General features: G+C 60.8%; 19 protein-coding genes. 10 read left to right on the forward strand and 9 right to left on the reverse strand.

Going from position 1 to position 20,054, the window contains the following annotated elements; translation table 11 throughout:
- From A7D21_RS35495 to A7D21_RS22710, 4 genes are all read right to left on the reverse strand, one after another.
- A partial coding sequence (locus A7D21_RS35495; protein ID WP_141718258.1) for a hypothetical protein occupies positions 1-1,014 on the reverse strand: 1,014 nt, incomplete at its 3' end.
- A gap of 172 nt (positions 1,015-1,186) precedes the next feature.
- On the reverse strand, positions 1,187-1,573 hold the full coding sequence (locus tag A7D21_RS22700; RefSeq protein WP_069552755.1) for a DNA polymerase III subunit chi: 387 nt from the start codon (positions 1,571-1,573) through the stop codon (positions 1,187-1,189).
- 7 nt (positions 1,574-1,580) lie between these two features.
- Entirely contained in the window at positions 1,581-2,009 is a 429-nt protein-coding gene (locus A7D21_RS22705; protein WP_053254570.1) for a DNA polymerase III subunit chi, read from the reverse strand.
- Between the two features lie 51 nt (positions 2,010-2,060).
- Positions 2,061-3,551 (reverse strand): leucyl aminopeptidase, encoded by a 1,491-nt coding sequence (locus tag A7D21_RS22710; RefSeq protein WP_069552756.1) that lies wholly within the window; start codon positions 3,549-3,551, stop codon positions 2,061-2,063.
- Positions 3,552-3,836: 285 nt separating this feature from the next.
- Between A7D21_RS22710 and lptF the strand changes: the two genes are divergently transcribed.
- The 10 genes from lptF (at position 3,837) to tadA (ending at position 14,346) form a co-directional block, all read left to right on the forward strand.
- The gene (gene lptF, locus A7D21_RS22715; RefSeq protein ID WP_053254572.1) at positions 3,837-4,955 is read left to right on the forward strand and encodes an LPS export ABC transporter permease LptF; all 1,119 of its coding nucleotides are present in this window, start codon (positions 3,837-3,839) and stop codon (positions 4,953-4,955) included.
- On the forward strand, positions 4,948-6,027 hold the full coding sequence (lptG, locus tag A7D21_RS22720) for an LPS export ABC transporter permease LptG (RefSeq protein ID WP_069552757.1): 1,080 nt from the start codon (positions 4,948-4,950) through the stop codon (positions 6,025-6,027). Before lptF ends, lptG begins: the two co-directional genes overlap by 8 nt.
- 151 nt (positions 6,028-6,178) lie before the next feature.
- On the forward strand, positions 6,179-7,978 hold the full coding sequence (gene lepA / locus A7D21_RS22725) for a translation elongation factor 4 (protein WP_003210439.1): 1,800 nt from the start codon (positions 6,179-6,181) through the stop codon (positions 7,976-7,978).
- Between the two features lie 5 nt (positions 7,979-7,983).
- Positions 7,984-8,838: a signal peptidase I gene (lepB, locus tag A7D21_RS22730; protein ID WP_053254574.1), complete on the forward strand. Its 855-nt coding sequence runs from the start codon at positions 7,984-7,986 to the stop codon at positions 8,836-8,838.
- Between the two features lie 152 nt (positions 8,839-8,990).
- The gene (gene rnc / locus A7D21_RS22735) at positions 8,991-9,680 is read left to right on the forward strand and encodes a ribonuclease III (protein WP_017136295.1); all 690 of its coding nucleotides are present in this window, start codon (positions 8,991-8,993) and stop codon (positions 9,678-9,680) included.
- The gene (gene era / locus A7D21_RS22740; RefSeq protein WP_038851274.1) at positions 9,673-10,575 is read left to right on the forward strand and encodes a GTPase Era; all 903 of its coding nucleotides are present in this window, start codon (positions 9,673-9,675) and stop codon (positions 10,573-10,575) included. The genes rnc and era overlap by 8 nt, the downstream gene beginning before the upstream one ends.
- A gap of 154 nt (positions 10,576-10,729) precedes the next feature.
- Positions 10,730-11,419, forward strand: coding sequence for a DNA repair protein RecO (gene recO, locus A7D21_RS22745; RefSeq protein WP_053254575.1), 690 nt, complete (start codon positions 10,730-10,732; stop codon positions 11,417-11,419).
- A 51-nt stretch (positions 11,420-11,470) separates the two neighbouring features.
- Positions 11,471-12,214, forward strand: coding sequence for a pyridoxine 5'-phosphate synthase (pdxJ, locus tag A7D21_RS22750; protein ID WP_053254576.1), 744 nt, complete (start codon positions 11,471-11,473; stop codon positions 12,212-12,214).
- A gap of 258 nt (positions 12,215-12,472) precedes the next feature.
- The gene (locus A7D21_RS22755) at positions 12,473-13,849 is read left to right on the forward strand and encodes a multicopper oxidase family protein (protein WP_104814078.1); all 1,377 of its coding nucleotides are present in this window, start codon (positions 12,473-12,475) and stop codon (positions 13,847-13,849) included.
- Positions 13,849-14,346, forward strand: a complete 498-nt coding sequence (gene tadA, locus A7D21_RS22760) for a tRNA adenosine(34) deaminase TadA (RefSeq protein WP_053254578.1) — start codon at positions 13,849-13,851, stop codon at positions 14,344-14,346. The genes A7D21_RS22755 and tadA overlap by 1 nt, the downstream gene beginning before the upstream one ends.
- A gap of 138 nt (positions 14,347-14,484) precedes the next feature.
- On the opposite strand, the gene cmoB is transcribed toward tadA, so the two are convergent.
- The 5 genes from cmoB to lon all read right to left on the reverse strand — a co-directional run bounded on the left by cmoB (position 14,485) and on the right by lon (position 19,891).
- Positions 14,485-15,441: a tRNA 5-methoxyuridine(34)/uridine 5-oxyacetic acid(34) synthase CmoB gene (cmoB, locus tag A7D21_RS22765; RefSeq protein ID WP_069552758.1), complete on the reverse strand. Its 957-nt coding sequence runs from the start codon at positions 15,439-15,441 to the stop codon at positions 14,485-14,487.
- Entirely contained in the window at positions 15,438-16,181 is a 744-nt protein-coding gene (gene cmoA / locus A7D21_RS22770) for a carboxy-S-adenosyl-L-methionine synthase CmoA (protein ID WP_069552759.1), read from the reverse strand. Before cmoA ends, cmoB begins: the two co-directional genes overlap by 4 nt.
- 36 nt (positions 16,182-16,217) lie before the next feature.
- Positions 16,218-16,874, reverse strand: a complete 657-nt coding sequence (locus A7D21_RS22775) for a lysoplasmalogenase (RefSeq protein WP_053254581.1) — start codon at positions 16,872-16,874, stop codon at positions 16,218-16,220.
- A gap of 1 nt (position 16,875) precedes the next feature.
- The gene (locus A7D21_RS22780; protein ID WP_053254582.1) at positions 16,876-17,265 is read right to left on the reverse strand and encodes a protease inhibitor I42 family protein; all 390 of its coding nucleotides are present in this window, start codon (positions 17,263-17,265) and stop codon (positions 16,876-16,878) included.
- Positions 17,266-17,467: 202 nt separating this feature from the next.
- Positions 17,468-19,891 carry an endopeptidase La gene (lon, locus tag A7D21_RS22785; protein ID WP_069552760.1) on the reverse strand — a complete coding sequence of 808 codons (2,424 nt, stop codon included), beginning with the start codon at positions 19,889-19,891 and terminating at the stop codon, positions 17,468-17,470.
- Between the last annotated feature and the right edge of the window lie 163 nt (positions 19,892-20,054).

Consider the following 20,054-nt stretch of genomic DNA (forward strand, 5'->3'; position numbering starts at 1 on the left):
GAGATAAACATAGACGATGGCATTGGGCGCGGCTTTGCCGGTCAGTAAGGGACGCAGTGAATTGACGGTGGTGGGGCTGGTGAGTTGAGGCGCGCTGCCGGAAGGCAAGGCGTTGCCAGAACCAGATAGTGCGATGTTAAGCGTATGGGCCGTATCGGCCGATAGCCTAGCGGATTGACTGAACTGGCCGAACTTCAACGTGACCTGGCCAGGAGCAAGATCTTGAGGAAATGGGTAGGTCCAGTTGCCGTTGGCGTCGGCATAACAATCGCCGTAGTAGACGTTGACGGCATCATTGTGCACACCAATCCTGGCGTTGGGCGCGGCTTTGCCGGTGAATGTTGGTCGGACTGTCTGGACGGAGCTGTTGTTGGCCGGGCTGTTGATGACAGGTGGGGTGCCATCGGCCATGGCGCCGTCCCCAGTGCTCGTCAATAAAACCGTCAACTGAACACCCACCCAAGGCGATAAAGCGTTGCCCCCGGCATCATTCGCGATCAACGCAAGGTCTACCCAGTTATTGGCATCAACGACAAGGTCAGTAGTCGGCGTGGCTTCCCAATAGCCATTACTGTCCGCACCCACTGAAGCGTAGTAAACGCTGCCACCCGAATGGGCAATCACCACAGTCGCATTCGGTGGTGCCGTCCCTGTAAGCCACGGGCGAAGGGAGTCAACGATAGTCAGGCTGGTGAGAACGGGGGAATTATCTGACTCGGAGGGGCCGTTTCCTGCCATTGGAGAAGGGTCGCCAACGTGAAAGGCAAGATTGGGTGCATACCCTTGGCTCAGGTCGTAATAGGCGGAGACAGAATAGGGGCCCAAAGGTAGCGCTATATCGGATTGAGTCAGCCAGTTACCGTTTTCATCGACGGTTGTTTGTGCAACGACTAGACCGGTACCTGATTGACATATGGAGACAGGTTGGCCTGGAGTTCCTTCGCCGAAGAAAATCGGGAAGCGCACAGGTGTCCATTCGGTAATTGGATAGAACAGAGTGGGAACGCCCATCATGTAAATCTCCGACGAGGGATAATTTCAGATGAGCTTTGTCCTTAATCGCTGGGACATCTACTGTTAGAAATACCAGTTACGACAGGCGGCCAGGTCATGATGTGAGTCGATACGTGCCCACTTTTTGGCACCGGCCGCGTCGCGACACAGGCATTCTGGACATACTCCTGGATCAAGACTGATATTGATTGAGCAACCGCTCCATCCGCGCATCCATCCGCCGTTTGATCTCGGCTTCAATATGCGGGGCAAAGTCGTCGATCACATCCTGCATGATCAGTTGCGCGGCGGCACGCAGTTCATTGTCCAGGTGCTGCAGCAACGCGTCGGGCGCTTTTTCTGCGGCGGGTGCCGGTTCGGCAGCGGGGGCTGGTGTGACAGGTTCAGGTGCGGCAGGTTTGCCACCGACCATGTCGAACAACAGCGGAATCTGTACCTCACCCTCGACCGTTTCGGTCAGCAGCGGCGGTTGCAAGTCGTCATCACCGAGCAATTGACGGATCGACTCCAGGTCGTCCAGCAAGTGGTCGTCTTTTTTAATCGGGTTGGGAGTGTCCATCATGTGCTCAAAGTCGTTGTAGCCGGTGATCTTGCAGAGGATAGCCCTGTTCGCGGTAGAAACGGAAACTCTCCCGCGCAGCCTGACGAATAGCCGGGTCTTCCACCACCACTTCCGCCACACGGGCAAAAGCCTTGGCAAAGGCCGGTACTTTCAGATCCAGGTTGACCAGCAGGTCATGGTGACTGCCGCAGTTGTCGCCCAGACCCAACACAATCAGGCCTTCGGGTTCGGACTCGGCGGGGCCGTGGGGCACGAAGCTTTCGCCCTTGAAGCGCCACAGGCGGGCGTCGAGGTCTTCACGCTGGGCGGCATCGCTGCAGTGCAGGTAGATGCGGTGGCCCATGCGCCAGGCTTTTTCGGTGAGTTTGCAGGCAAAGTCCAGGCGCGCAGAGGGATCGGCGCTGGGCAATATATAGAAGTCGACTTGGGTCATTGCGGTTCCTGAGACCGGAGCGGCGCGAGGGCCGCCCCGGAATCTTCAGTTTCAGGCTTTGGCGCGATCCAGCAGGTATTGGGTCAGCAGTGGCACCGGACGGCCAGTGGCGCCCTTGTCCTTGCCGCCGCTGGTCCAGGCCGTGCCGGCGATGTCCAGGTGGGCCCAGTTGAAGTTCTTGGCAAAGCGCGACAGGAAGCAGGCCGCAGTGATGGTGCCGGCTTTCGGCCCGCCGATGTTGGCGATGTCGGCGAACGGGCTGTCGAGCTGTTCCTGGTATTCGTCGAACAGTGGCAGCTGCCAGGCGCGGTCGTCGGCAGCCTTGCCGGCGCTGAGCAGTTGCTCGATCAACTCGTCGTTGTTACCCAGCAGGCCCGAGGTGTGGGAGCCCAGGGCGACGATGCAGGCACCGGTCAGGGTGGCGATGTCGATGACCGCTTGTGGCTTGAAGCGTTCGGCGTAGGTCAGCGCATCGCACAGCACCAGGCGGCCTTCGGCGTCGGTGTTGAGGATCTCGACGGTCTGGCCGCTCAGGGTGGTGACGATATCGCCCGGACGGGTGGCGCCGCCGCTCGGCATATTCTCGGCACACGCCAGGATGCACACCAGGTTGATCGGCAGCTTGAGCTCCAGCACGGCGCGCAGGGTGCCGAACACGCTGGCGGCACCGCCCATGTCGTACTTCATCTCATCCATGCCGGCGCCCGGCTTGAGGCTGATGCCGCCGGTGTCGAAGGTGATGCCTTTACCCACCAGCGCGTAAGGCTTCTCGGATTTCTTGCCGCCGTTGTATTGCATCACGATCAGGCGTGGCGGCTGGTCGCTGCCCTGGCCCACGGCGTAGAACGAGCCCATGCCCAGTTCCTTGATCTTTTTCTCGTCCAGCACTTCAACCTTCAAGCCCTTGAACTCTTTGCCCAGCGCCTTGGCTTGTTCGCCCAGGTAGGTTGGGTGGCAGATGTTCGGCGGCAGGTTACCCAGGTCGCGGGTGAACGACATGCCGTTGGCGATGGCAGTGGCGTGGGTGACGGCGCGCTCGACTTCAGCCTGGGCGGCCTTGATGGTCAGCAGGGTGATTTTCTTGATGGCGCGCGGTTCGGCCTTCTGGCTCTTGAACTGGTCGAAGACGTAACCGCCGTCCAACAGGCTTTCGGCCAGCAGGCGGGTCTTGCCGTAGCTGTCGCGGCCTTTTACTACGATTTCATCGAGGGCCAGTGCCGCATCGGCGCCGCCCAGGCCTTTAAGGGTGGTGAGAAGGGTGCTGATGATCTTGCGGAACGGGCGGTCGCCCAGTTCGGCGTCCTTGCCCACGCCCACCAGCAATACGCGGTCGGCTTTAAGGTTAGGCAGGCTTTGCAGCAGCAGGCTCTGGCCGACTTTGCCGGCCAGGTCGCCGCGCTTGAGGACCGCGCTGATGGCGCCGCCGCTCAGTTCGTCGAGTTGCTTGGCGGCGACGCCGAGCTTGCGCCCTTCGCCGACGGCGACCACGAGGGTGGCGGTTTTCAACGTTTCGGGGCTAACGCTTTTTACAACCAATTCCATTTTCGGGTCCCTTATATAAGGTCGGTGAGCCTGGAGTCTGTGTACCCAGGCTTAAAGCGAGGCAGCTGTGTAAACCGCCCGCGACAAAGGCCGCAGTTTGAACCTCGCCGGCGGAGCCTGACAACCCTTGCCGCACGCTTTGTGCACGTGCATGAGCAAGCACCGTGACAGGCGCGGTCAATCACAGGATAATGCGCCATCTTTTTAGCCGGCCCGTGTAAACGGGTCGACTCGGTATGCTTGCTTGTTTGGCCGCCTTAGCCTGACAACCCTGGAGTGTCTGGTTTGATCGTCTTCCGTTATCTGTCCCGCGAAGTCCTGTTGACCCTGAGTGCCGTGAGTGCGGTATTGCTGGTCATCACCATGAGTGGTCGTTTCGTCAAATTCCTCGCCCAGGCCGCCTCGGGCGCCCTGGACCCGGGCTCATTGTTCCTGATCATGGGCTTTCGCCTGCCGGGGTTTTTGCAACTGATCCTGCCGCTCGGCCTGTTCCTGGGCATTCTGCTGGCCTATGGCCGGTTGTACCTGGAAAGTGAAATGACCGTGCTTTCGGCCACCGGCATGAGCCAGCAGCGTCTGCTGGCCATGACCATGGTGCCCGCGACCGGCGTTGCCCTGCTGGTGGCGTGGTTGAGCATGAGCCTGGCGCCCCAGGGCGCCATGCAGTTCCAGCTGCTGCTGAACAAGCAGGATGCCATGACCGAGTTCGACACCCTCGAGCCCGGGCGCTTTCAAGCGCTCAACGACGGTACGCGGGTGACCTATACCGAAACCATGACCGATGACCGTTCCAACCTGGGCGGCGTGTTTATTTCCCAGAAAAACCTCGGGCAGAATCAGAAAGACCGTGGGATCTCGATTCTGGTGGCCAACAGCGGGCGCCAGGAAGTACGCCCTGACGGCAGCCGTTACCTGATCCTGGAAAATGGCTTTCGTTACGACGGCAGCCCAGGGCTGGCTGATTACCGGGCGATCAAGTACGACACGTATGGCGTAATGCTGGCCAAGCCGGAGATCAGCGAAGAGGTCACCGACCGCGACGCACTCCCGACGTCGTCGCTGTTCGGCAATACGGAACTGCGCTCCGTCGCGGAACTGCAATGGCGAATTTCCCTGCCGCTGCTGGTGTTTATCGTGACCTTGATGGCGGTGCCGCTGTCGCGCGTCAACCCGCGTCAGGGCCGTTTCCTCAAGCTGCTGCCAGCGATCCTGCTGTACATGGCCTACCTGACCCTGCTGATTTCCGCCCGTGGCTCCCTGGAGAAGGGCAACCTGTCGCCGGCGCTCGGCCTGTGGTGGGTGCACGGCGTCTTCCTGGCGATCGGCCTGGGGCTGCTCTACTGGGAACCTATCCGTTTGAACATGAAGAGCCGTCGTGGCCTGAAGGAGTTGGCTCGTGGCTAAGCTCGATCGCTACATTGGTAGCAGCGTACTGATCGCCATCCTGGCGGTATTGGGCATCATCCTTGGCCTGGCCTGCTTGTTCGCCTTCATTGATGAAGTCGGCAATGTCACCGACACCTATACGGTCACGGCCGTGCTGAGCTACGTGGCGCTGACCGCGCCGCGCCGTCTCTACGACATGATGCCGATGGCGGCACTGATCGGTTGCCTGATCGGCCTGGGCAGCCTGGCCAGCAGCAGCGAATTGACCATCATGCGCGCCGCCGGTGTTTCCATCGGCCGTATCGTCTGGGCGGTGATGAAGCCCATGCTGTTGCTGATGGCCTGCAGTGTGCTGATCGGCGAATACGTCGCGCCACCCACCGAAGCCACGGCCCAGGCCAATCGCGCCCTGGCCCAGGGGTCGGGGGATGCGCAGAGCGCCAAGCACGGCCTGTGGCACCGCCAGGGTGATGAATTTATCCACATCAACGCCGTGCAGCCGGGCGGTCTGTTGGTGGGTGTGACGCGTTATACGTTCGATAAAGAGCGGCACATGCTGACCTCCAGCTTCTCCAGGCGCGCGCAGTACGATGAAGGGAAGTGGGAGCTGTACGACGTCACCACGACTTATTTCCATAATGTAGGGCAGGGCAACAAGGCCAGCACCGAAGTCATCAATGTGCCGTCCGAGCAATGGGACATCGCCCTGAAGCCGGAGCTGCTCAACACCGTGGTGATGATCCCGGAAGCGCTGCCGATCTCCGGGTTGTGGAGCTATATCCACTACCTCAAGGACCAGGGGCTGAACAACGGCCGCTACTGGTTGGCATTTTGGGTCAAGGTGTTGCAGCCGGTGGTCACCGCCGCGCTGGTATTGATGGCTATTTCGTTCATCTTCGGCCCGTTGCGTTCCGTGACCCTTGGCCAGCGGGTGTTCACCGGCGTGCTGGTGGGCTTTACCTTCCGTATCGCCCAGGACCTGCTGGGCCCGTCGAGCCTGGTGTTCGGTTTTTCGCCGCTGTTTGCGGTGCTGGTGCCGACCGCCATCTGCGCCCTGGCCGGGTTCTGGCTGTTGCGTCGGGCCGGTTGATTCGGCGCTTATGAACAAAAAATGCCCCGTTCCCAGGAACGGGGCATTTTTGTTCTGGTCAGCAAAGATGACGCCCGGCCTGAGCATCAGGTACAATTCCCGGCTATTTTTCAGCGGGCAATCTGCCTGCAGCCTTTTTGAGTGTTGATCCGTGAGTGATTTGAGTCATATCCGCAATTTCTCCATCATCGCCCACATTGACCATGGCAAGTCGACGCTGGCCGATCGATTCATCCAGATGTGCGGCGGCCTTGCCGAGCGTGAAATGGAAGCCCAGGTCCTGGACTCCATGGACCTTGAGCGTGAACGCGGGATCACCATCAAGGCCCACAGCGTTACCCTGTACTACACCGCCAAAGACGGTATCAAGTACCAGCTGAACTTCATTGACACCCCCGGCCACGTTGACTTCACTTACGAAGTCAGCCGCTCGCTGGCGGCATGTGAAGGCGCCTTGCTGGTGGTTGACGCCGGCCAGGGCGTTGAAGCTCAGTCCGTTGCCAACTGCTACACGGCGATCGAGCAGGGCCTTGAGGTCATGCCGGTACTGAACAAGATCGACCTGCCCCAGGCCGATCCGGACCGTGTTAAAGAAGAAATCGAAAAGATCATCGGCATTGACGCCACCGACGCCGTCGAGTGCAGCGCCAAGACCGGCCTGGGCGTCGATGAAGTGCTCGAACGCCTGGTCAAGACCATTCCTGCGCCTACCGGCAACTACGAAGATCCGCTGCAAGCGTTGATCATCGACTCCTGGTTCGACAACTACCTGGGGGTTGTTTCCCTGGTACGTGTGCGCCACGGCCGGGTGAAGAAGGGCGACAAGATCCTGGTTAAATCCACCGGCAAGATCCACCTGGTGGACAGCGTCGGCGTGTTCAACCCCAAGCACACCGCTACCACTGACCTGAAGGCCGGTGAAGTTGGCTTCATCATCGCCGGTATCAAGGACATTCACGGTGCGCCGGTCGGTGACACCCTGACCTTGAGCTCCACCCCTGATGTAGACGTGCTGCCGGGCTTCAAGCGCATCCAGCCGCAGGTTTACGCCGGCCTGTTCCCAGTGAGCTCCGACGACTTCGAAGACTTCCGTGAAGCCCTGCAAAAGCTGACGCTCAACGATTCGTCGTTGCAGTACACCCCGGAAAGCTCCGACGCTCTCGGCTTCGGCTTCCGTTGTGGCTTCCTCGGCATGCTGCACATGGAAATCATCCAGGAGCGCCTTGAGCGCGAATACGACCTGGACCTGATCACCACCGCGCCAACGGTTATTTTTGAGCTGGCGCTGAAAACCGGTGAAACGATTTACGTCGATAACCCGTCCAAGCTTCCAGATCTGTCCTCCATTGAAGACATGCGCGAGCCGATCGTGCGGGCCAATATCCTGGTCCCGCAGGAACACCTGGGCAACGTCATTACCCTGTGTATCGAAAAACGTGGCGTACAGCACGACATGTTGTTCCTCGGTACCCAAGTGCAAGTGACCTACGATTTGCCGATGAACGAAGTGGTCCTGGACTTCTTCGACCGTCTCAAATCCACCAGTCGCGGCTATGCTTCGCTGGATTACCATTTCGACCGTTACCAATCGGCTAATCTGGTGAAGCTGGATGTGCTGATCAACGGCGACAAGGTCGATGCGCTTGCGCTGATCGTGCACAAGGACAACGCGCACTACAAAGGTCGTCAGCTGACCGAGAAGATGAAAGAACTGATTCCGCGCCAGATGTTCGACGTCGCGATCCAGGCCGCCATTGGCGGGCAGATCATTGCGCGAACCTCCGTCAAGGCACTCAGAAAGAACGTACTGGCCAAATGCTACGGCGGTGACGTAAGCCGTAAGCGCAAACTGCTTGAGAAGCAAAAGGCCGGTAAAAAACGCATGAAGCAAGTGGGCAACGTGGAAATTCCACAAGAAGCCTTCCTTGCGGTGCTCAGGTTGGATAGTTAGGTCCTATGTCACTAAATTTCCCGCTGTTGCTGGTCATCGCCGTTGCCGTTTGCGGTCTCCTGGCGTTGCTCGATCTGGTGTTCTTCGCCCCGCGTCGGCGGGCGGCTATCGCGTCCTATCAGGGCAGCGTCAGCCAGCCCGATGTCGTGGTGATCGAGAAGCTGAACAAAGAGCCCTTGCTGGTTGAATACGGCAAGTCGTTCTTTCCCGTGCTGTTCATCGTACTGGTGCTGCGGTCATTTCTGGTGGAGCCGTTTCAGATCCCTTCGGGGTCGATGAAACCTACCCTGGACGTCGGCGACTTCATCCTGGTGAACAAGTTTTCCTACGGGATCCGCCTGCCGGTCATCGACAAGAAAGTCATTCCGGTCGGTGATCCGCAGCGCGGCGATGTGATGGTGTTCCGCTACCCTAGCGACCCGAACGTCAATTACATCAAGCGCGTGGTCGGCCTGCCGGGCGATGTGATTCGCTACACCAGCGACAAGCGTCTGTTCGTCAACGGGGAGTCGGTGGCCGAGAAATTGATCGGTGCCGAGCCGAACACCCTGGGCAGTGCCGAGTTGTACCAGGAAAAACTCGGGGCGGTAGAGCACCAGATCCGCAAGGAAATGACCCGCTACCGTTCACCGCCTGACACCGAATGGAAAGTGCCGGCCGGGCACTACTTCATGATGGGCGACAACCGCGACAACTCCAACGACAGCCGTTACTGGGATGACCCCAACATTCCCAAGGACCTGCTGGGCATGGTTCCCGACGAGAACATTGTCGGCAAGGCCTTTGCTGTCTGGATGAGCTGGCCGGAACCCAAACTCAGCCACCTGCCGAACTTCTCGCGGGTCGGGCTGATCAAGTAATACAGGCGGCGCTGTGAACACAGCGCCGAATGCTTTTCTGGGGTGGGGACAATTCATGGCCCGGCCCCATGCGACACCAATCAGGATTTGAATTTGAACACTGCGTCAATCGTCGATGGCCGCCGGTGCCACCAAACAGATATGGGTAAACCGTGAGCGTTTCTTTAAGCCGTCTCGAGCGTCAGCTCGGCTACACCTTCAAGGATCAGGAATTGATGGTCCTTGCCCTCACACACCGCAGTTTTGCCGGGCGTAATAACGAACGCCTGGAATTCCTCGGTGATGCCATCCTTAACTTTGCCGCCGGTGAGGCGCTGTTCGAGCGTTTCCCTCAAGCGCGTGAAGGTCAGCTGTCACGCCTGCGTGCGCGCCTGGTCAAAGGTGAGACCCTGGCCGTGCTGGCCCGTGGTTTCGGCCTGGGCGAGTACCTGCGCCTGGGGTCGGGTGAGTTGAAAAGCGGTGGCTTCCGTCGCGAGTCGATCCTGGCCGATGCCCTTGAAGCGTTGATCGGTGCGATCTACCTCGATGCAGGCATGGAGACCGCCAAGGAGCGCGTAGTCGCCTGGCTGGCTTCGGAGATCGAAAGCCTGACGCTGGTCGACACCAACAAAGATCCCAAGACCCGCCTGCAGGAATACCTGCAGTCGCGTGGTTGCGAACTGCCACGCTACGAAGTGGTGGATATCCAGGGTGAGCCGCATTGCCGCGTATTTTTCGTGGAATGTGAGATCACCTTATTGAATGAAAAAAGCCGAGGTCAGGGTGTGAGCCGTCGTATTGCCGAACAGGTAGCGGCCGCTGCAGCACTGATTGCCCTGGGCGTGGAGAATGGCCATGACTGATTCAACCGCAACACGCTGTGGCTATGTTGCCATCGTCGGCCGCCCGAACGTGGGCAAGTCCACGCTGCTGAACCACATCCTGGGCCAGAAGCTGGCGATCACCTCGCGCAAGCCGCAGACCACTCGCCACAACATGCTGGGTATCAAGACCGAAGGCACTGTGCAAGCGGTGTATGTCGACACCCCGGGCATGCACAAAGGCGGCGAAAAGGCCCTTAACCGTTACATGAACAAGACCGCTTCGGCGGCGTTGAAAGACGTCGACGTGGTGATATTCGTGGTCGACCGCACCAAGTGGACCGACGAAGACCAGATGGTTCTGGAACGTGTGCAGTACGTCACCGGCCCTTTGATCGTCGCGCTGAACAAGACCGACCGTATCGAAGACAAAGCCGAACTGATGCCGCACCTGAGCTGGCTGCAGGAACAACTGCCGAACGCCCAGATCATCCCGATCTCGGCCCAGCACGGCCACAACCTTGAGGCCCTGGAACGCGTGATCGCCGAGCACCTGCCGGAGAACGAGCACTTCTTCCCGGAAGACCAGATCACCGACCGCAGCAGCCGTTTCCTCGCCGCCGAACTGGTACGCGAGAAAATCATGCGCCAGATGGGTGCCGAGCTGCCGTACCAGATCACCGTTGAAATCGAAGAGTTCAAGCAGCAGGGCAAAACCCTGCATATCCACGCGCTGATCCTCGTCGAACGCGACGGCCAGAAAAAAATCATCATTGGCGACAAGGGCGAGCGCATCAAGCGCATCGGCACCGAAGCGCGCAAGGACATGGAATTGCTGTTCGATTCCAAGATCATGCTTAACCTGTGGGTGAAGGTTAAGGGTGGCTGGTCCGATGATGAGCGCGCGTTGCGCTCTCTGGGCTACGGCGACCTGTAAGGACACCGCAGGGCAAAAATGTGGGAGGGGGCTTGCCCCCGATAGCGGTGGGTCAGTTAGCAAGTACGTGACTGACACACTGCCATCGGGCGCAAGCCCCCTCCCACATTAGGTTTGTGTAGTTTTCAAAAATGCATGCCAGCAGTGAGAACCCATGTCCCAATCCCCACCTCCCAGCCAACTCGCCTACGTCCTGCACAGCCGCGCCTACCGCGAGACCAGCGCGCTGGTGGACTTCATCACGCCCCAAGGTCGCCTGCGCGCGGTTTTGCGCAGCGCGCGGGGCAAGGCGGGGACGCTGGCGCGGCCGTTCGTGGCCCTGGACGTGGAGTTTCGTGGCAAGGGCGAGTTGAAAAACGTCGGCCGGCTGGAAAGCGTCGGCAACTCCGCCTGGCTCAATGGCGAGGCGCTGTTCAGTGGCCTCTACCTCAACGAGCTGCTGATCCGCCTGCTGCCCGCCGAAGACCCGCACCCGGCAGTCTTCGATCACTACGCCGCCACCCTGATAGCCCTGGCCGAAGGGCGCCCTCTGGAGCCGCTGCTGCGCGCCTTTGAATGGCGCCTGCTTGACGACCTCGGCTACGGCTTTGAACTGAGCAACGACCTGCACGGCGACCCCATCGCCGCCGACGGCATGTACCGTCTGCAAGTCGATGCCGGGCTTGAACGCGTCTACCTGCTGCAACCGGGCCTGTTCCAGGGCACCGAGTTGTTGGCCATGAGCGAAGCTGACTGGAGCGCGCCAGGTGCCTTGTCCGCCGCCAAGCGTTTGATGCGCCAGGCGCTGGCGGTGCATTTGGGCGGACGGCCGCTGGTCAGTCGCGAGTTGTTTCGAAAGCCCTGACATCCCCGTGTATGCTGTGCACCGTTTCTTTCCCTTTTCAGGAGCGCTTCCGTGACCACCAGCAATCGCATTCTTCTTGGCGTCAACATCGACCACGTCGCTACCCTGCGCCAGGCCCGGGGCACCCGTTACCCTGACCCGGTCAAGGCTGCGCTGGACGCCGAAGAAGCGGGCGCCGACGGCATCACCGTGCACCTGCGCGAAGACCGCCGGCACATCCAGGAACGTGATGTGTTGCTGCTCAAGGACGTGCTGCAAACCCGCATGAACTTCGAGATGGGCGTGACCGAAGAAATGATGGCGTTCGCCGAGCGCATCCGCCCGGCGCATATCTGCCTGGTGCCGGAAACCCGCCAGGAGCTGACCACCGAAGGCGGCCTCGATGTGGCCGGCCAGGAAGCGCGGATCAAAGCCGCGGTGGAACGCCTGTCGAAGATCGGCAGCGAAGTGTCGCTGTTCATCGACGCCGACCCGCGCCAGATCGAAGCCTCGCGTCGTGTCGGCGCGCCAGCCATCGAACTGCACACCGGCCGTTACGCCGACGCCACCACGCCGACCGAAGTCGCTGACGAGTTGCAGCGCATCGTCGAGGGCGTCAACTGCGGCCTGAATGAAGGTCTGATCGTCAACGCCGGCCATGGCCTGCACTACCACAACGTGGAAGCGGTCGCCGCGATCAAGGGCATCAACGAACTGAACATCGGCCACGCGTTGGTGGCGCATGCGCTGTTCGTCGGTTTCAAAGGCGCGGTCGCCGAGATGAAAGCCCTGATCCTCGCCGCCGCCAAGCACTGATCACACACAGGATATTTCCTGTGTGTGCGGGCTTGTGTGGGAGCGGGCTTGCTCGCGAATACGGTGGGTCAGCCAATACATGTGCTGACTGGCACACCGCATTCGCGAGCAAGCCCGCTCCCACATTGGCCCATTCTCATCTTTATACCCCTGTGTTTTCGCCATGCGGCAATGCGAAGCCTTACTGTTTAGCCGGGTCAGGTGTATCGTATCTGCCCTTTGCGGGCCTCTGGCGCGCGGCAGATACGTGAGGTTGTTGTGTCCCGATCCTTTTCCCGTCGACAAATCCTGGGTGGCCTTGCAGGCCTGGCCGTCGTGGGCGTCGGTGCCGGTGGCGCCTATCGCTACTGGCTGGGGAAAGTCGCCGAGGCCGAAGCCGGGCACGATTATGAGCTGATCGCGGCGCCCTTGGACGTGGAGCTGGTGCCTGGGCACACGACCCAAGCCTGGGCGTTCGGCCCCTCCGCGCCAGGCACCGAGTTGCGCGTGCGCCAGGGCGAATGGCTGCGGGTGCGCTTTATCAATCACCTGCCGGTGGCCACTACCATCCACTGGCATGGCATTCGCCTGCCCCTGGAAATGGACGGCGTGCCTTACGTCTCGCAGTTGCCGGTGTTGCCCGGTGAATATTTCGACTACAAATTCCGCGTGCCGGACGCCGGCAGCTACTGGTATCACCCCCATGTGAACAGCAGCGAAGAACTCGGCCGTGGCCTGGTTGGCCCGCTGATCATCGAAGAGCGCGAGCCCACCGGTTTCAAGCACGAACGCACCCTGAGCCTGAAAAGCTGGCACGTCGACGAAGAGGGCGCTTTTGTGGCCTTCAGCGTGCCCCGCGAGGCGGCCCGCGGCGGCACGGCCGGGCGGCTGTCGACGATCAACGGCGTGTCCCAGGCGGTGATTGATTTGCCGGCTGGGCAGATCACCCGCGTGCGGTTGCTCAACCTCGACAACACCCTGACCTACCGCCTGAACATTCCCGACGTCGAAGCCCAGATCTACGCGCTGGACGGCAACCCCATCGAGCCGCGGCCACTGGGCAAGGAGTACTGGCTGGGCCCGGGCATGCGTATCTGCCTGGCGATCAAGGCACCGCCAGCGGGTGAGGAATTGTCGATCCGCAATGGCCCTGTGCGCCTGGGCACCTTTCGCTCGGTGGCCAATGCCGACGCGCCCAGCGAATGGCCACCGGCGTTGCCCGCCAACCCGATTGCCGAGCCAGACCTGGCCAACGCCGAGAAACTCAACTTCAATTTCGAGTGGGTCGGCACGGTGTCGGTGGATGACGGCAAGCCGCCGAGCCTGTGGCAGATCAACGGCAAGGCCTGGGACATCACTGACAAGACCTGTGCCGACCGCCCAATCGCCAAACTGGAGAAGGGCAAGAGCTACATTTTCGAATTGAAGAACATGACCCAATACCAACACCCGATCCACCTGCACGGCATGAGCTTCAAAGTGATCGCGTCGAACCGCCATAAGGTGATTCCGTACTTCACCGACACCTACCTGCTGGGCAAGAACGAACGTGCCCGCGTGGCGTTGGTGGCTGATAATCCGGGGGTGTGGATGTTCCATTGCCACGTGATCGACCACATGGAAACCGGCCTGATGGCCGCCATCGAGGTGGCGTGATGCGCCAGATTCGCCCCGCCGCGATTATCGACCGCAGCCGTGACCAGGCGTTTATGCGCGAAGCGCTGGCCCTCGCGGCCCAAGGCGCGGCACTCGGCGAAGTGCCGGTGGGCGCCGTGCTGGTGCAGGACGGTGAAATCATCGGCCGAGGCTTCAACTGCCCGATCAGTGGCAACGACCCCAGCGCCCACGCCGAAATGGTCGCCATCCGCGCCGCTGCGCAAGCGATCAGCAACTATCGGCTGGTGGGCAGCACGCTGTATGTGACCCTGGAGCCGTGCAGCATGTGCGCGGGCCTGATCGTGCATTCACGCATCGCGCGCGTGGTGTATGGCGCACTGGAGCCGAAGGCCGGCATCGTACAAAGCCAGGGCCAGTTTTTTACCCAGGGGTTTCTCAACCACCGGGTGTTGTTTGAAGGCGGGGTGTTGGCTGAGGAGTGTGGGACGGTGTTGAGTGAGTTCTTCAAGGCTCGTCGAGCCAAACCCACACTCTGACCAACACTGAACACCAATGTGGGAGCTGGCTTGCCTGCGATAGCTATCTTTCAGTCAATTCATCAGTGACTGATACACCGCTATCGCAGGCAAGCCAGCTCCCACCTTTGAATCTCCATTTTTCCAGGGAGATTGGGGTTACTTCCTGGCGATAATCACCGCGCGCATCGGCGCCGGCAGCCCCTCAATGGTCTTGCTGTGATCATCCGGGTCCAGGAAGTCACTCAGCGACTGATACTTCATCCACGCCGTGCCACGCTGTTCTTCGACCGTGGTCACGCTCACGTCCACACAGCGCACATCACTGAAACCGGCCCGTCGCAGCCACAGCATCAGCGCCGGCACCGACGGCAGGAACCACACGTTGCGCATTTGCGCATAACGGTCTTCCGGCACCAGCACCTGCTGCTGATCGCCTTCGACGACCAGGGTTTCCAGGACCAACTCGCCGCCTTTGACCAAGGTGTCCTTGAGCGCCAGCAAGTGCTCAATGGGCGAACGACGATGGTAGAACACGCCCATGGAAAACACCGTGTCGAAGCCTTCCAGGTTCGACGGCAGGTCTTCAAACGGGAACGGCAAGTGCCAGGCCTTTGGCTCGTTCAGGTAGCGCTGCACGGCCTGGAACTGGCAGAAGAACAGCCAGTTCGGGTCCACGCCAATGACGCTGTCGGCCCCCGCGCCGAGCATGCGCCACATGTAATAGCCGTTGCCGCAACCCACATCGAGGATGCGCTTGCCCTTCAAATCCAGGTGCGGTGCAACCCGCGACCACTTCCAGTCTGAACGCCACTCGGTGTCCACATGCACGCCAAACAGGTTGAATGGGCCTTTGCGCCATGGGCTCAGGCCCATCAGCGCGGTGTGCATTTGCGCGCGCGTGGCGTCGTCGCAGTCGGTATCAAGGGTCAGGCCATTGAGCAAATCGACTTCGCTGGGCTGGATCTGCGGCAGCGCATCCAACGCACTCTGCCAGCGTTCGAGGTCGCCATGACCCTTTTCCATTTTGCTATCGAGCTGCGCTTGCAGGCCCTGGGCCCATACGGCCAGGGGAGTGCCGACCAAATGGCGGGCGAGAGGGGACAGATCAATCATGGCAAGGCAATCAACGAGGCAAAGTTAAGACACTGGAACCACGGCACGACTTTCGAGAACCCGGCCGCCAGCAGGCGTGCGCGATGTTCTTCGAGGCTGTCGGGCTTCATGACGTTTTCGATGGCGCTGCGCTTCTGGGCAATTTCCAGTTCGCTGTAGCCGTTGGCGCGTTTGAACGCGATATGCAGGTCGGTGAGCAGCGTGTGTTCTTCAGGGTCATTGAAGCGCAGCTTTTCCGAGAGGATCAACGCCCCGCCTGGCAGCAGCGACTGGCGGATACGGCCGAGCAATGCCAGGCGCTCATCGGGGGCGATGAATTGCAGCGTGAAGTTCAGCGCCACCACCGAGGCCGGCTGGAACTGCAGCGCGAGGATATCGCCCTCGACCACCTCGACCGGCAGCAACTCCTGGAACATCGAGTCCTGGCCATTGAGGTATTCGCGGCAGCGCTCGACCATCGCCGCCGAGTTGTCCACTGCGATGACCCGGCAACCGTCGGTGCGCACATGGCGGCGCAAGGCCTGGGTGACGGCGCCAAGCGACGAGCCAAGGTCGTAGAGCACGCTGTGGGGTTGGGCAAATTGCGCCGCGAGCACGCCGAGGTTCTCGACGATGGTCGGGTAACCCGGCACCGAACGCTTGATCATGTCCGGGAACACCCGTACCACGTCCTCGTTAAAGGCGAAGTCCGGCACCTGGGGCAGGGGCTGGGCGAATAGGCGATCGGGTTCTTTGCTCACGGTTGGTCCGGCGACGAGGGGGGAAAGGCCGGCATTTTAGCCAAGTTGGCCCTCGTGTGCGCGGGTTGTCTGATGGAAAGCAGACGCAGTGATGCCCCACTGGCCCAGCCAATACGTGATGATCAGCCAATACGGTGCTGCTTCGAACGCCAGCACAAACCGATTGATGCCGATCAGCGTGTCGGAAAACACAAACGACACCGCCCCCGCCGCCGCCAGCAGCGCCGAACGTTTTGGCACGTCGCTGCCCAGCCGGGCCAATGCCCGCCAGAGCATGGCGCTGATCACCAGGGCATACACCACCACCGGAATCAGCAAATCGCCCAGGCCATGGGCGATCAGAATGCTCAGCAGGATCGCGCCCACACCCAGCGCCAATACCAAGGGCAACACCGCCAGGCGGCGGCAATCGCTGAAATAGGCTTTTAAATACGCCAGGTGCGCGACCAGGAAGGCGCCGAGACCGAAGATAAACAGGTCGCCCGGCCAGGCGAGCAAGACATCGCCGAGCAGAGAGAAAATCAGCCCGAGGCTGATCCAGCGACGATAGTCAGTGGGCGGCGCATCATGCAGCCAGCCCAGCAGCGCGAGTACCGGCAGCGGCTTGACCAGCAGGCACAGCAACGCCGCATGGGTGGTCAGCCCGTAGATAAAGGTCCCGGCGCCCATCAACGCAAGAATCAGCCATGGCATATCAGTTCACCGTGATGGCGCAGTCGAAGGTTTCGGCAGGCTCGGCTTCCGGCTCCCAAGGTTGTTGGGAGGTCAGGCGCAAACGGCCCTGGCCGGCCGCGAAGGCCTGGAAACGCCAGGTGGAGTGGCCACCGCCGCCGATCACCCCGGATTCCGCGCTGCTGTAGACCTCCGGGCTCAAGGCGCGCAGCACACCGCCGGCGGAATCCTGGATGGCCCAGCGATAGCCGGTGGTGGGGTTGCTCGGCAAGGTGAGGATCAGGTTTTGCCCGGTTTTAAGCTGCAGCGGGCAGGCGCTCTGGTTGTCCACTGTGACGTTTTGCTTGGGGGCACTGGCGCAGGCGCCCAGCAGGGCAAGGCTCAAGGGGAGAAGCAGGCGGGCAGCGGTCATGGAGGCTCCGTTGTGTGGCGACGAAGGGCGAGCATAACCGAAGATGAGACAGGGTGTGACAAGCGGGGATTTTGTGGCGAATGGGCTGGCCCTTTCGCGAGCAAGCCCGCTCCCACATGTTGACCGTGTTCCAAACGATCTACTCGGTCAAGTGTGGGCGCGGCTCACTCGCGAAGAGGCCGGCTCAGGCGCTGGGGATCTATCAGAACAACACCTTCGCCACATCCGCAAAGCGCTTGGCAAAGTGCACGGTCATGCCTTCCTTCAAATACTCCGGCAACTCCTCAAAGCTCCCGCGATTCGGCTCCGGCAAGATCAGCTCGTGAATCTTCTGGCGGCGCGCCGCAATCACCTTTTCACGCACGCCGCCAATCGGCAGCACATGCCCGGTCAACGTCAGCTCGCCGGTCATGGCCACGCCTTTTTTCGGTGGCTGGTTGCGCGCCAGGGACAGCAGCGCACTGGCCATGGTCACGCCAGCGCTCGGGCCGTCTTTGAGCGTGGCGCCTTCCGGCACGTGCAAGTGCACGAAGGCTTCGTCGAAGAACTTCGGATCGCCGCCAAACGACTTCAGGTTCGAGCTGATGTAGCTGTAGGCAATCTCGGCGGATTCCTTCATCACTTCACCCAACTGCCCGGTGAGTTTGAAGCCGCGATTGAGCGTGTGGATACGCGTCGCCTCGATTGGCAAGGTTGCGCCGCCCATGCTGGTCCAGGCCAGGCCGGTAATTACGCCGGTGCCGGACAGCACTTGCTCGTTGCGGAACACTGGCATGCCCAGTGAGCTTTCCAGGTCCTTGTTGCCGATCTTGATGACCGTGTTCGGCTCATCCAGCAGCTTGACCACCGCCTTGCGCACCAGTTTGCCCAGTTGTTTCTCCAACTGGCGCACCCCGGCTTCCCGCGCATACCCGTCGATCAACGCGCGCAAGGCGCCGTCGCTGATGGTCAGGCTGGTTTTCGACACGCCGGCTTTTTCCAGCTGTTTTGGCCACAGGTGGCGCTTGGCGATGGCGACTTTTTCTTCGGTGATGTAGCCCGACAGGCGAATCACTTCCATACGGTCCAGCAACGGACCCGGGATCGAGTCCAGGGTGTTGGCGGTGCACACGAACAGCACTTTGGACAGATCCAGGCGCAGGTCCAGGTAATGGTCGAGGAATTCGACGTTCTGCTCCGGGTCGAGGGTTTCCAGGAGCGCCGACGCCGGGTCGCCCTGGTAGCTCTGGCCCATCTTGTCGATCTCGTCGAGCATGATCACCGGGTTCATCACCTCGACATCCTTGAGCGCCTGCACCAGCTTGCCTGGCATGGCGCCGATGTAGGTGCGGCGATGGCCCTTGATCTCGGCCTCGTCGCGCATGCCGCCGACACTGAACCGATAGAACGGTCTGCCCAGGGATTCGGCGATAGATTTACCCACGCTGGTCTTGCCCACGCCCGGCGGGCCGACCAGCAGCACGATGGAACCGGCGACTTCGCCTTTATAAGCGCCGACCGCAAGGAATTCGAGGATGCGACTTTTGATGTCATCCAGGCCGGCGTGGTGCTTATCCAGCACTTTGCGCGCGTGTTTGAGGTCGAGCTTGTCCTCGCCATACACGCCCCATGGCACGGAGGTCGCCCAGTCCAGGTAGTTGCGCGTGACGGCGTATTCCGGCGAGCCCGTTTCCAGGATCGACAGTTTGTTCATCTCTTCGCTGATGCGCTTTTGCGCCTGGGCCGGCAGCACTTTGTCCACCAGGCGTTGTTCGAACTGCTCGACGTCCGCGCTGCGGTCATCCTTGGTCAGGCCCAGCTCTTGCTGGATGACCTTGAGTTGTTCCTTGAGGAAGAATTCGCGCTGGTGCTCACCGATCTTGCGGTTCACCTCGGCGGAGATTTCCTTCTGCAGGCGCGCAACTTCGACTTCCTTGCGCAGCATCGGCAGCACTTTTTCCATGCGCTTGAGCATGGGCACGCAGTCGAGCACTTCCTGCAATTCGTTACCGGTCGCCGAGGTCAACGCGGCGGCGAAGTCGGTGAGCGGCGACGGGTCGTTGGGGCTGAAGCGGTTGAGGTAGTTCTTCAACTCTTCGCTGTACAGCGGGTTGAGGGGCAGCAGTTCCTTGATCGCATTGATCAGCGCCATGCCGTAGGCCTTAACCTCGTCGGTCGGCTGGGTGGGCTGGTGCGGGTATTCGACTTCCACCAGGTACGGTGGGCGGTGGTGCTTGAGCCAGGTCTTGATTCGCACGCGGGTCAGGCCCTGGGCGACGAATTGCAGCTTGCCGTTCTCGCGGCTGGCGTGGTGCACCTTCACCAGGGTGCCGTACAGCGGCAGGGCCGAGGTGTCGAAGTGGCGCGGGTCTTCCGGCGGCGTTTCCATGAAAAACAGCGCAAGGGAGTGGTGGTCGGATTTGCTCACCAGTTCCAGGGTTTCGGCCCACGGTTCTTCATTGACGATCACCGGCAGCACTTGCGCCGGGAAGAACGGGCGGTTGTGGATCGGGATGATGTAAACCTTGTCCGGCAGGTTTTGCCCCGGCAGGGCCAGGCCGGTGCTGGAGGAGGTTTCGTGTTCGGCGTTTTCGGGGTCGGCGTAATCGTTGAGGTCGATATCAGGGAATTCTTGCTGGTCGCTCATGGGGCACCTGCATAAGGAAGTATGCAGGTTAGATGGGGCGCGGCAGCGGTGGTTTCAATGGCGGGGGTGAGATAGCAACATATTGCATAATATTTTCGAAACGCCGCTTGACCCGGTGGCAGCGGGCTCGCCTGCACGGCGGTGCATCAGCCACTGATCAGTG

The sequence above is a fragment of the Pseudomonas sp. AP19 genome, from assembly GCF_001728855.1.
Classification (GTDB): domain Bacteria; phylum Pseudomonadota; class Gammaproteobacteria; order Pseudomonadales; family Pseudomonadaceae; genus Aquipseudomonas; species Aquipseudomonas fluorescens.

Excerpts from the sequence above, each read along its gene's own strand:
- A7D21_RS22700 (WP_069552755.1), bottom strand. The coding sequence starts at position 1,573 with ATGGACACTCCCAACCCGATTAAAAAAGACGACCACTTGCTGGACGAC.
- A7D21_RS22705 (WP_053254570.1), bottom strand. The coding sequence starts at position 2,009 with ATGACCCAAGTCGACTTCTATATATTGCCCAGCGCCGATCCCTCTGCG.
- A7D21_RS22710 (WP_069552756.1), bottom strand. The coding sequence starts at position 3,551 with ATGGAATTGGTTGTAAAAAGCGTTAGCCCCGAAACGTTGAAAACCGCC.
- lepB (WP_053254574.1), top strand. The coding sequence starts at position 7,984 with ATGTCACTAAATTTCCCGCTGTTGCTGGTCATCGCCGTTGCCGTTTGC.
- era (WP_038851274.1), top strand. The coding sequence starts at position 9,673 with ATGACTGATTCAACCGCAACACGCTGTGGCTATGTTGCCATCGTCGGC.
- recO (WP_053254575.1), top strand. The coding sequence starts at position 10,730 with ATGTCCCAATCCCCACCTCCCAGCCAACTCGCCTACGTCCTGCACAGC.
- tadA (WP_053254578.1), top strand. The coding sequence starts at position 13,849 with ATGCGCCAGATTCGCCCCGCCGCGATTATCGACCGCAGCCGTGACCAG.
- cmoB (WP_069552758.1), bottom strand. The coding sequence starts at position 15,441 with ATGATTGATCTGTCCCCTCTCGCCCGCCATTTGGTCGGCACTCCCCTG.
- A7D21_RS22775 (WP_053254581.1), bottom strand. The coding sequence starts at position 16,874 with ATGCCATGGCTGATTCTTGCGTTGATGGGCGCCGGGACCTTTATCTAC.
- A7D21_RS22780 (WP_053254582.1), bottom strand. The coding sequence starts at position 17,265 with ATGACCGCTGCCCGCCTGCTTCTCCCCTTGAGCCTTGCCCTGCTGGGC.
- lon (WP_069552760.1), bottom strand. The coding sequence starts at position 19,891 with ATGAGCGACCAGCAAGAATTCCCTGATATCGACCTCAACGATTACGCC.